The following is a 12,260-nucleotide window of genomic DNA, read 5'->3' as shown; positions in this document are numbered from 1 at the left end:
GCTATCTAAGATTTGCTGTTGCTATAGGAAAGGCAAAATAATAACCCTCGTTGTTGAGGGCTATTTCATTTAAGCGAGATGGTCACGAACAAATTGAGGATCTAAAATAAACAATTTAATCAGTGATTGAGCTGCTCCTGAAGGTCTTCTAACACCTTGCTCCCAAGATTCCAATGTACGTTTAGAGATACCTAAAATTTTAGCAAATTGATCTTGAGTGAGTTCAGACTTTCTTCGTGCTAAAGCAACATCTGTTTCATTGATCACAGTTTTTCTTGCTGCGTTATTAGCAAGCATTTGTTTAACGCCTTCTAATAATTCAACATTTAAGTCTCGTTTTGCTTCTCGAGCTTCCAATTCTTTGTCACTTAATAAACGACTCATTTCAGTAACTCCGCTAATTGTCTAAGTGTCTTTTTCTCAAGTTGGGTAATTGTGTCTTTACTATATAAGGTCAATAACCAAATTTCGCCATTTGCTAAACGGTTGTAATAAATTACACGAACACCACCTTGTTTACCTTTACTCTTTCCACCCCATCGAATTTTACGAACGCCGCCAGTACCAGGTTCTACATCTCCTGCTGTAGGGTTCTCGGCAATGAAAATTTTAAAGTCATTGTATTGTTCTTCAGTCCAATAGTAGGGATATTCATTGGTAAAAAAAGTAGTCTCACAGATGGTATACATCAAACACCTTTATACTACTTTGTAGTGTTTAATTGTATACTACTTTGTAGTACTTTTAAGCATTAAATTAGGTCTCATATTGTGAGCTTTTTTAGCCCAATCAAATCACTGCTAATCACCAAGCGCCAATAAACCTTCCCAGCTAAAATAATTCGGGCTTAAATGGCTGCGCTGCATCGCCCAAGTTCGATCTTGCAATTTACATGCTCCAATGGCGAGTTTTTGCACACCAAATTTATTTTTCACGGTATCCAACACTTGCTGTAATTGTTCCTGTTTTTCACTGGCGTCAGTATCTGTAAGCAGGTCGTGAATATAGCTTTGTTTGGGTTCAAGTCCCGTTAAAATCACACCACATTTTTTAAAGGCAATTCCTTCCTGAAATAGCGTTGTCACATGCTTCATCATGGCTTTGTTCATGAGCAAAGCAGAATCTGTTGGCTCATTGAAAGCAATAGTGACCGATTGATTGTAAAAAACTTGGCGCGGATCAAAACGGTTAGATTGCGCAAAAATGATCATACAACCACATAAACTTTTTTCAGCTCTGAGCCTTTGCACAGCAGATTGTAAATAATCGCTCAAAGCTTCTGAAAGCGCATGAATATCTGTTACACGCTGCCCAAAAGAACGTGAGCTGATGATTTGCTGCTTACTTACGGTATTGTGCTCCAGTTCAATACATGCTGTACCTGTGAGTTCAAGAATGGTTTTTTTCATCAAAATAGAAAATTGGCGCTCCATTTGGTCTGGATTGCTTGTTGCTAGATCAAATACAGAACGGATACCCAATGATTGTAATTTTTTAGCGTTTTTGCGGCCCACACCCCAGACTTCAGCGACATCAATGTGTTGAAATAAGGCTTCTTTGCTACATAAGTCCATATGGAGTAAATTACACACGCCGTTGAAATAGCTATTTTTCTTAGCAAGATGATTGGCTAGTTTGGCTTCAGTTTTACTGTGACCGATACCGACACACACAGGCAGAGCCAGCCATTGCCATAAAGTTGCTTTAATTTCTTGTGCCAATTCATTTAAGTCGGTCTGAGAATATGAACTCAGTTCAATAAAGGTTTCATCAATCGAATAAATTTCAACATCTTTGGCACTGACAAATTCTTGAATAATATTATTAAAACGTCTGGACATTTCTGCATAGAGCGCATAATTACTTGAAAAGACCGCAACATCATGTTGTTGAATTAATTCTTGAACTTGGTAAAAGGGCACAGCCATTTTAATGCCAAGTCGTTTGGCTTCTTCGGAACGTGACACCACGCAGCCATCGTTATTGGAAAGCACCACCACAGGACGATGATTCAGGTGTGGTTGAAACAACCGCTCACAGCTCACATAACAATTATTAATGTCAATGAGCGCAAAAACTTGCTCTAAAGCTTTCATGACTATTCTACTTATTCGGCTTTTTTATGCGTTATTGTGGGTTTAAACCATCAGGTTTTTTAAATTCCACGTGACCACGGCAAACACTTCAAAAGTTTGCCCATCTTTCAGGTAAATGCTGTCGTAGTCGGGGCTTTCTGCTTTAAGCCAAGCTTCAGGCAAAGTGGCAGGGTCATAGTCTTCACCAAAATGTTCGGCCAATTCACTTTTGGACATTTTGGCTGTAATCATCAAGCGTTTAATAGTCAGGTCTTTTTGGTCAATTAATGCGACCACAATACTGCGGTGTTTGGCTTCTTTGCTGCGATCTACCAGTACAATATCGCCGTATTCAAGCCCAGCATTCACCATAGAGGTGGTGCGTACCACATTTAAAAAGGTCGCATTTTCATTGGAAATGAGATATTCATTCAGATCAATATTTTTATCAATATAGTCTTGAGCAGGCGAAGGAAAACCTGCAGGAATGGATTCTATTGTTACGGGAAGATGCAGTGTTTTTCTTTTAGAAAGTGCTTGAAAATCATGCTGATTCAGCAATTCAATTTGTTCAAGCAGGGCATTCAGGCTAGGGCTGGGTTTACCATCCGCACCCATGATTTTTTGTAATGACGCCCAAGCAGCGTCAGAGAAGTAAATAGGTAACTTCTTAGACATGAGATTACTCCTACGCAACGAGGCGTGTTTGAAGTGAAATTTGATGTGTTGATAGCATAGCTGAAAATATGATTAAGATTCAATCTACGTGGATGATTGATTGCTAGATATAGATCACACTCTACGATTGCATAGCTATACAAACACAAGCCTTTCCGTTAGGATTTTTCTATCGCAGCAGCATATTTAGAGATTGGCATGCATATTGTTGAAGACATTTATTTAACGAAAGAAGAAGTTGAATCTTTACTGTTGGGATTAATCAATTCACAACTTGAACCTGAGTTTTTAATGCAGGATTTCATTAAACATCAGGTCTGGTCTTTGGCTGAATATTTTAAGCAAAATACTGAACATGAAATTGATTTTGCGCAAATCAGTTGCCCGATTAAAGTCAAAGCGGAATATCAAAATCATCGTTTAAAACGTCATTTTCTGGTTGAGTTTCATCTGACCACCACACCTTTTTTTAATTATGAGCCAGAAGAAAATAGCGTGGCTTACTCCTACATGATGAAAGATTTTTATCTGACCGATATTATTTTTTATGATGCCTATACGGGTGAAAATTTGCAGGCTTGGATGCAAAAAAGATTCGTGATTTTGCAGGGTGAACGTGAAATAGAAGTGAATTCATTGTCATGGTATGCAGATTACAATTTGCCGCAAGTTACACAAAATATGGTGTCTTTTGTGAGTGAAGCTGCTTATGACACAGGTTTAGATCAGATTGTAGATGAAGTGAATTTGCGTTTACGACAAGCCAAGACCGTTAATTAAATAGCTATCATCTATCTAAAAAATGATTATTTGAGATGGATGGCAGGGAATATACGATTACACAATGCTGATCAGGTTAAGGAATATCGAAAATGACCACAATCACACATGATTTAGGTCATGGCATGGGGAATGACTGGGAATATAAAGATTGGGCACATCTGACTGTCTCAGAATTACACAACCTGCAACCGTATTACCCATGCTTGCAAGGGGGTATTCAAATTCTGTGGTGCAGTCCGCGCCCATTTTCATCAGCCGCAGTGATTGAAGTCACGCAGGATGCAGTCAGTACAGATAAAATAGGAAGTCGCTCGTATTTCATTAAACGCAGTCATCGTTCATTTCGTAATGCGCAAGATATTTTGCAAGAGCATGCTGTTTTACAACATTTAGCCAGTAAAAACATTCCTGTTGCGACATTAATTGCCTCGAATTGCGGACTGACCGCTTTAGAAATGGGCGACTGGACTTATGAAGTCTACGAAAAAGCAGCAGGTTTTGACTTATATGTCGATCAGCAATCTTGGACGCCGTTTTTCTATACAGAACATGCTGCAAAAGTGGGAAGTTTGCTTGCCAAATTGCATGTCGCCATGCAGGATTTTCCTGAGTTACATGGCAGATCGGCGCGTTATTTAGTATCAAATCAGCAGCTTTTAGAAAGTGAAAATATCGTAACGGCTATTCAGCAACGTATTCAAAACAGCCCTGAATTGAGCCGTTATTTTGCCGATAAAAACTTAGACACCGTTTTTTTAGAGCGCGTATTCCAGACGCATCGTAAAATTAAGCATGTATTGCAGCAGGCGACTAAAATTTGGACACATAATGATTTGCATGCTTCCAATTTGTTTTGGTCTACGCAAAGTGCCGATGCCAATATTACAGCGGTGATTGATTTTGGCTTATCGGATCGAAATTCAGCGCTGTACGACCTTGCGATAACGATTGAGCGTAACTTTATAGATTGGCTGGCTTTAGAACATACGTCACAAATTAATGTTGATGAAGCGGGTTTAAGCGCGTTTTTACAAGCGTATTGTGCAGAAATACACCCACAACAAGACTTTAGTATTTTGCCAGAACTGCTAAAAATTGTGCATTTGGATTTCGCATTTTCAGAACTTGAATATTTTGTCGGGATTACCCAAAACCTGAAACATGCCGATGCTGCTTATTATGATTGGATTGTTGGACATGTAAATTGGTTTTTTACAGAGCAAGGACAGCAATTTACCCAGACTTTTACTCGATTCCTTCAACGCGAATTGTCATAATCTGCACAGCTAAATGCCTCAAGCATCACTACTTTTTTAATGCAAGATTTTATATGTACAATTGTAAATTCAAACAGAATATATTCACTGCGCCTTTAAAAATCTTCATTCTGTCATCGCTGTGTTGGGTACCTTGGGTTGATGCAGAAAATGGTATTCAATAATTTGATACGATTGTCATCACAGCCAATGAAACCACGCCGTATTTTAGTTTTACAGTAAAGACTGAGGGTTTGCGTACAGATTGTTTACAAAAAGCGCCTGCCTCTATTTCTGTTATTACTGCAGATGCGATTGTCGATCAATTTAATTTATGGTTTGAATGTACAACATAGCTCTGCTGCTGGAACAGGAGTACATTTAGAAATATTTCAACTGCCAATCATCACTATAACTGCTGAAAAGCAGGATGAACGTTATTCTCCATCTCAAGCGATTACACAGTTCAACCACAATTGACTAGGTCTTAATTGAGAAGTGTCCGTTTTAATTGGGGGCTATTACACAACATCAATTCACTGACAACCTAAGTGTTAATGCTAACTGAACCGTACTGGGTTTACAACAGGCATTCAGCTAAATAAAACGTTAAATCTAAAAGACCCAAAATTTTTCTGGGTCTTTTTTTATGAGAATAGATAATATTTTAAACAACGGTCACTTCTTGCTGATAAATACAGGATTGCGCAATCTGTTTTTTTTTGGCTGCGGTCATTTCAATATTTTCCCATTTATCCATCTGCTGCAGGAGCCAGATAAAATCATCGACTTTCGGTTCGGCACTTTCCCCAACAAAATTCCGGATGATATTCTTAATCTTATAAAAGTCATAGACATGCCGCTGGGCGGAACATTCAAACTGAATAATCTGATAGTCTACCAGCATGTCCCATACTTCTGATAAATCACTGCACTGCTTTAAATCATCCTGCGCTTTTTGTACTGCCTTGACCACTGCCTCTACGGTAAATGGATGCTGTTCTGCCCATTCCTGGGTCATGGCTAAGACTTTATCGGCAACTTTTGGAATGACATTCTGGCTCGCCGCAACGATAAAACTATAGCCTTCAAGTTTGGCCTGAATATTCCAGGGTTCTCCCACGCAAAAACCATCAAATACCTGTTCTGCGATTCCTTTTACCATGGAAGGCGGTGGAGAGGTCATCAGCTGGATATTCTTGGCCAGTTGTAGATCGGTTAGCGCCAACCATTCTTTTAAGCAGTAATGGTGAATCGAATATTTATAGACATAGGCCAGATTGATGGGATGATCCTGTTGTAAAGCCAGTACCAGTTTCCTTGAGGTACTTTTTTCATCATCCCCTGGCTGGATGCCGAGTTCATAACACAGATCTTGGCGCAGGCTAATAAAAGCCTGATTCACGCTCAGTACTAGAGGGGTTTGCAAAGTTACCTGTAACTGGTCTGTGCCCAAGGCAGCAGCGGGCAACATGGCGGACAGACAATGTGCAGCATCCAGAAAGCCATAGGCCAGACGGTCACGCAAACTTGACCAGGAGGCTTCACGGATTAAATTGATGGTTAATCCTTGCTCGGAAAAATACCCCTGTTTTTCGGCCCAGAGAATGGCAACACAATCAAGTAAAGGAATATAGCCAATATTGAGTTCAGTTTTTTCTAATGTGGACATATGCTTTTCCTTATTGGCCCAATAACAGCTTCTGTGCATCCAGTAAGCGTCTGGCCATTTCACCAATGGTAATCCGGTGACTCATGGCATTTTTACGCAATAAAGCAAAGGCTTGTTCTTCCGTTAAGGCATGTAGCTGGATGAGCAGTGCTTTGGCTTTATCAATATCTTTACGATCAATCAGCTTGTCCTGGGTTTCTTTTAAATCATTCAGCAGCTTTTTATGCTTGCGAAACTGTTCAATTGAAATTTCCAGAATGCTTTCTAGTTTGGTGGGATCAATACCATCGACAATATAGGCCGTGATTCCGGCATCAATCGCACTCTTGATGGTGTCTTTATTGGAGTTCTGGGTAAACAGCACGGTCGGGAGTTCATATTGGCTGACACAACTTTCAATAATATCCCGATGCGGATGATCCATATTCAACAGGATCACATCTGCATGAATGCCTTTGACATGTACCATATTCAGGTCATTCAGGATTAAGCAGGCCACCACCTGAAAATCATGTAAAAGCAGGGATTCCTGGATGAATTGGGCACGCTCCAGATCATCATCAATAAGAGCAATTCGTAATTTGGACATGGAATATTTTCAAGTAAGGCCTAAGGAATATTCAAGCAGGATTAAAGCAAAAAACATGCCATTAAATTGGTGCATAAAATTTCGTTTTTCTGTTCAATTTAGTGCACAGCTTTAGGGATTTCAGCTGATAGCTGATCAAAATGAAGCATTTAGGTAGATCATCTGCCTGAAACAAGGCATTTTTCTATTAAAAAAGTTGGCACGGTTTCTGCATTTATTAAATCGTCAAAGATGACTTTCAATACTAACAACGGCCAACGATGTCCGTTCTGATCGTAATTGCATTTTCAAAAAATGTGATTGGTATTTCGTTCAGCACAGGATAAATGACATGGTCAGTTGTTCAGCAATACAAAACGCACAAGCGTTTCAACCCTTCCTCCAGCATTACAAAGTGCTGGGTCGCGGTATTTACAACATATTCAATCAGCAGACATATCAATGCCTAGACGTGATATGTGGCTTTTTATCATCTTTAAAAAAACAATAGTTGGAGTGCAGATATGAAAATTCTCATGATTGGGCATGGCATGGTGGGGCATAAATTCATCGAATCTGTACTGGAACAGGCCGGTGATGACATTGAGCTGACCATTTTGGCAGAAGAGCCACATTTAGCTTATGACCGGGTACATTTGACCGAATATTTCAGCGGCAAGTCGGTCAAGGATTTGAGTCTGTGTCGTAGTGATTTTGCCGATGCTTATGGCATTGATTTGCGACTTAATACTAAAGCGGTTGAAATTGATCAGCTCCATAAAACCGTCACCACCAGCCAGGGTGATGTGCTGAGTTTTGACAAGTTGATTCTCGCTACCGGTTCTTATGCCTTTGTGCCACCAATCCCGGGCAATGACCGTCAGAATTGCTTTGTTTATCGTACCATTGAAGATCTGGATGCCATTCGTGCAGCCAGTCTGAATGCCAAAACTGGCGTAGTGATTGGCGGCGGCTTGCTAGGGCTGGAAGCAGCGAAAGCCCTGCGAGATCTGAATCTGGAAACCCATGTCGTAGAATTTGCTCCGCGTCTGATGGCGGTGCAGATTGATGATCTGGGCGGCCAGATACTGCGCTCTAAAATTGAAGACCTGGGTGTCAAGGTACATACTCAAAAGGCCACATCAAGTATTGAAGATGGTGACAGCACTCAGCATGTAATGAAGTTCGGAGATGGTTCGGTGCTTGAAACCGATATCATCCTGTTCTCGGCCGGCATTCGTCCGCGTGATGAACTGGCGCGCCAAAGTGGTTTACTGATTGGTGAGCGTGGCGGCATTATCATTAATGATTATTGCCAGACCTCACATCCGGACATTTATGCCATTGGTGAATGTGCACTTTGGGACAATAAAATTTATGGTCTGGTTGCACCAGGCTATGACATGGCGCGGATCGCGGCAAAACATGTCCTAGGCCAAGAAAGTCATGCATTCGCTGGTGCGGACATGAGTACCAAGCTCAAACTGATGGGCGTGGATGTTGCTTCTATTGGTGATGCACATGCCATGTCCCCAGGTGCTTTGAGCTATTTCTATGCTGATGAAGCCGCGCAGGTTTATAAAAAAATCGTGGTGTCAGCAGATAAGACCAGGCTGCTGGGCGCAGTGCTGGTGGGCTGTGCCAAAGAATATAGTGATCTCCTGCAAATGATGCTGAATGGTCTGGCTGTACCGGAGCAACCGGAAAGCCTGATCATGCCGGGCTTTGATCAGTCAACCTCCAAATCAGGTGGCAGTGGCATCGATTTATTGCCTGACAGTGCGACCATCTGTTCATGTAATAACGTTTCTAAAGCTGATATCTGTTCAGCCATTGATGGCGGTGCAACTTCATTGGGTGCATTGAAAAAATGCACGCAGGCTGCAACAGCGTGCGGTGGCTGTGCGCCACTGGTAACGCAGGTTCTCAAATCTGAATTACAGCGTCAGGGTGTCACGGTGAACAATCACCTGTGTGAACACTTTGCCTATTCACGTCAGGAACTGTATCACCTGGTACGCGTGCATGAGATCAAGACATTCTCTGACCTGATTCAGCAACATGGGCACGGCATGGGCTGTGATATCTGCAAACCGACTGTAGCCAATATTCTGGCATCCTGTTGGAATGACTTTGTCCTAAAACCTAGCCATGCCGGTTTGCAGGATAGCAACGACTACTATCTCGGCAATATCCAGAAAGATGGTTCTTATTCGATTGTGCCACGTGTGGCAGGCGGCGAAATTACCCCGGATGGCCTGATTACCATCGGTCAGATCGCCAAAGATTATGGTCTATATACCAAAATCACAGGCGGACAACGAATTGACATGTTTGGTGCACAGGTACATCAGCTGCCTGAAATCTGGGAAAAACTGATCAATGCCGGTTTCGAGTCTGGACATGCCTACGGCAAATCCTTACGTACGGTGAAATCTTGTGTGGGTAGTACCTGGTGCCGTTTCGGAGTCGATGATTCTGTCGGCTTGGCGATTTTCCTGGAGAATCGTTATAAAGGCCTGCGTTCACCACATAAAACCAAAATGGCAGTATCTGGCTGTACCCGTGAATGTGCAGAAGCACAGAGCAAGGATGTCGGTGTCATTGCCACCGAAAAAGGCTGGAATCTATATGTATGTGGCAATGGCGGTATGAAACCGCGCCATGCTGAACTACTCGCCTCGGATCTGGATACTTCCACACTGATCAAATATATCGACCGCTTCTTTATGTTCTATATCCAGACAGCAGATCGTCTGCAACGCACCAGCGTATGGCGTGACAATATGGAAGGTGGGCTGGACTATCTGAAAGATGTCATTGTGCATGATTCACTGGGTATTGCTGCTGAACTGGAAAGCCGTATGCAGCATGTGATTGGCACTTATCAGGATGAATGGCGCACCGCGATTGAAGATCCTGAAGTACGCAAACGCTTTAAGACTTTTATCAATGCCAAAGCAGCTGAGCAGAATGACCCGAATATTCAGTTTGCGCCTGTACGTGGCCAGATTCGTCCAAAGACAGAAGCTGAACGTGATTTAAACCGTATTCCAGTGGTTGAAGCCTAAATACCACAGTCAGGGAGAATGAAAATGACAATTTTAAAAGACATGAACGAACTGAACTGGTACGAAGTCTGCAATCTGGATGAGATTACCCCGAATACCGGTGTGGCAGCCCTGATTGAAGATCAGCAGATTGCAATTTTTCGCGTGGGTCAGGAACAGCGGGTGTATGCACTCAGCAATCAAGATCCATTTAGTCTGGCCAATGTCATGGCACGTGGCATTCTGGGTGATCTGCAAGGTGAGCGTGTAGTCGCATCCCCAATTTATAAGCAGCATTTCAGTCTGGTGACCGGCCGTTGTCTGGAAGAGCAAGACCAGAAAATACTGGTATTTCCAACCCGAATTGAAAATGGCAAAGTTCTGGTGAGTCCGACTCCACAAAAGACCTATATTTCCAGTAATGGTCAGAACACAGAGCGTTTAAAACTGGTACTGGTCGGAAATGGGCTGGCGGGCATGCGCTGTCTGGAAGACTTGCTGGATATGGCGCCAGATCGTTATGACATTACCGTGATTGGGGAAGAGCCATGGGGCAATTACAATCGGATCATGTTGTCACCGGTATTGTCTGGTGAGAAAAGCTTTGCAGAAATTATGCTGCATTCAGCCGACTGGTATGCCGAAAAAGGCATTCGATTCATCGCTGGAGATGCTGCCAGCTCTATCGACCGTTCACGTAAGCAGGTTCATACCGAAAAAGGTGAAATCGTTGCTTATGATCGTCTGATCCTCGCTACTGGTTCCAAACCCTTTATACCACCAATTTCAGGTGCTGAACTTGAAGGCGTGATTAGCTTCCGGGATATTCAGGATGTTAACCACATGCTGGATTACTGCAAAACCAAGCAAAATGCCGTCGTGATTGGAGGTGGGTTGCTGGGTCTAGAAGCAGCTTATGGACTGAAGCAGCAGGGGATGAATGTAACTGTGCTGCATCTGATGGACCGTATTATGGATCGTCAACTGGATATGAAAGCCAGTCAAATGCTGAAAAAATCAATTGAAGATAAAGGCATCCGAATCATCACTGAAGCCAACACCGAAGAGCTGCTCGGTATAGACGGCCACGTGACTCAACTGCGTTTAAAAGACGGGACAGTGCTGGATGCTGATTTGGTAGTTTTTGCCGTCGGGATTCGACCAAATAAAACTCTGGCTGAACAGGCTGGCTTGCGCTGCAATCGTGGAGTACTGGTGAATGACACCATGCAAACCTATGACCCGAGTATTTATGCAGTGGGTGAATGTATTGAGCATCGTGGTCAGACCTTTGGATTGGTTGAACCCCTATGGGGACAAGCCTTTATCTGTGCGACGCATCTGGCTGAACATGGCCGACTGACCTTTAAGGCACCGACTGTTCCGACCCAACTCAAGGTCAGTGGATGTGATGTCTTCTCGGCCGGAAATTTTGAACCTCAGGATGATTTTGAAGATATCGTGCTGAATGATGAAAAACGTCAGATTTATAAACGGATCATCATCCAGCAGGAAAAAGTCATTGGTGCGGTGCTATTTGGCGATACTGAAGATGGGGCTTGGTATGCAGAACTGATTGCGGACCAGACACCAATTAGCAATATCCGCAGCAAACTGCTTTTTGGTCGGGATTTTGCATTCAAAAAGGCAGGGTAATCGGATAAATCTCCTCCAACTCCTCTTGGATAAAGAGGGGAACCTCCCTCCTTTGCTAAAGGAGGGTTGGGGAGAATTAAAGCATTTGAGACATAGAAAAAATTTAAATCAAACCTGTAAAAGCTAGATATCAGAGATTTGGTGAAACAAGTGAATTTGGATGATTAAGGAGCACAGCAGCAATGAATAGTATTCCGGTTATGGAACTACATAGCTCTACTGAATCCCAAATAAAAACTACTCAGACGACCTGTCCTTATTGTGGGGTAGGCTGTGGCGTCATTGCGCACCTAAGCCAAACCCCGACGGGTGAAAAGGTTGAGATTGAAGGCGATGTTCAGCATCCGGCGAACTTGGGCAAGTTGTGTATTAAAGGCAGTCATCTTGCCGATACACTTAGCCTAAAAACCCGGCTTCTGCATCCTGTCAACGGCAATTTAAAACTGACCCCTTTTACCTTAAAAACAGCAAAGTAAAATTGACCCCTTTGATGATTTATTAAGACTCAATTTGTGGTTGAAT

10 protein-coding genes and 1 pseudogene are annotated in these 12,260 nt (G+C 42.4%); 5 read left to right on the top strand and 6 right to left on the bottom strand.

Annotation, left to right across the window (positions count from 1 at the left end):
- Positions 1 to 69: 69 nt before the first annotated feature.
- The 4 genes from VF675_RS12605 to VF675_RS12590 all read right to left on the bottom strand — a co-directional run bounded on the left by VF675_RS12605 (position 70) and on the right by VF675_RS12590 (position 2,753).
- Positions 70 to 384, bottom strand: a complete 315-nt coding sequence (locus VF675_RS12605; RefSeq protein ID WP_004973819.1) for a helix-turn-helix domain-containing protein — start codon at positions 382 to 384, stop codon at positions 70 to 72.
- Positions 381 to 689, bottom strand: coding sequence for a transcriptional regulator (locus tag VF675_RS12600; RefSeq protein WP_096902348.1), 309 nt, complete (start codon positions 687 to 689; stop codon positions 381 to 383). Before VF675_RS12600 ends, VF675_RS12605 begins: the two co-directional genes overlap by 4 nt.
- Before the next feature lie 111 nt (positions 690 to 800).
- Positions 801 to 2,096, bottom strand: a complete 1,296-nt coding sequence (locus VF675_RS12595; protein WP_440205310.1) for a Y-family DNA polymerase — start codon at positions 2,094 to 2,096, stop codon at positions 801 to 803.
- Positions 2,097 to 2,138: 42 nt separating this feature from the next.
- Entirely contained in the window at positions 2,139 to 2,753 is a 615-nt protein-coding gene (locus tag VF675_RS12590; protein ID WP_180169322.1) for a LexA family protein, read from the bottom strand.
- A gap of 198 nt (positions 2,754 to 2,951) precedes the next feature.
- On the opposite strand from VF675_RS12590, the gene VF675_RS12585 reads away from it, so the two are divergent.
- Entirely contained in the window at positions 2,952 to 3,533 is a 582-nt protein-coding gene (locus VF675_RS12585) for a hypothetical protein (RefSeq protein WP_004973810.1), read from the top strand.
- Positions 3,534 to 3,625: 92 nt separating this feature from the next.
- Positions 3,626 to 4,813, top strand: coding sequence for a phosphotransferase enzyme family protein (locus VF675_RS12580; protein ID WP_440205309.1), 1,188 nt, complete (start codon positions 3,626 to 3,628; stop codon positions 4,811 to 4,813).
- A gap of 646 nt (positions 4,814 to 5,459) precedes the next feature.
- On the opposite strand, the gene VF675_RS12575 is transcribed toward VF675_RS12580, so the two are convergent.
- Complete coding sequence (locus VF675_RS12575; protein WP_179990452.1) at positions 5,460 to 6,464, bottom strand: ABC transporter substrate-binding protein; 1,005 nt, start codon at positions 6,462 to 6,464, stop codon at positions 5,460 to 5,462.
- Between the two features lie 10 nt (positions 6,465 to 6,474).
- Positions 6,475 to 7,053 (bottom strand): ANTAR domain-containing response regulator, encoded by a 579-nt coding sequence (locus VF675_RS12570; protein ID WP_070154220.1) that lies wholly within the window; start codon positions 7,051 to 7,053, stop codon positions 6,475 to 6,477.
- Positions 7,054 to 7,556: 503 nt separating this feature from the next.
- Here VF675_RS12570 and nirB point away from each other — a divergent pair.
- From nirB to VF675_RS12555, 3 genes and pseudogenes are all read left to right on the top strand, one after another.
- Positions 7,557 to 10,103 carry a nitrite reductase large subunit NirB gene (gene nirB, locus VF675_RS12565; RefSeq protein ID WP_368782595.1) on the top strand — a complete coding sequence of 849 codons (2,547 nt, stop codon included), beginning with the start codon at positions 7,557 to 7,559 and terminating at the stop codon, positions 10,101 to 10,103.
- A gap of 24 nt (positions 10,104 to 10,127) precedes the next feature.
- A complete protein-coding gene (gene nirD / locus VF675_RS12560; protein ID WP_440205308.1) occupies positions 10,128 to 11,738 on the top strand; it encodes a nitrite reductase small subunit NirD in 1,611 nt (536 codons plus the stop codon).
- Between the two features lie 182 nt (positions 11,739 to 11,920).
- Positions 11,921 to 12,172: pseudogene (locus VF675_RS12555) on the top strand (hypothetical protein); the annotation flags it as partial.
- Positions 12,173 to 12,260 lie beyond the last annotated feature (88 nt).

Source organism: Acinetobacter sp. Lyrl_1 (assembly GCF_051948795.1).
GTDB classification, from domain to species: domain Bacteria; phylum Pseudomonadota; class Gammaproteobacteria; order Pseudomonadales; family Moraxellaceae; genus Acinetobacter; species Acinetobacter towneri.
Note: the sequence above shows the minus strand (reverse complement) of the source record. Positions and strands in the feature narration are given on the sequence as shown.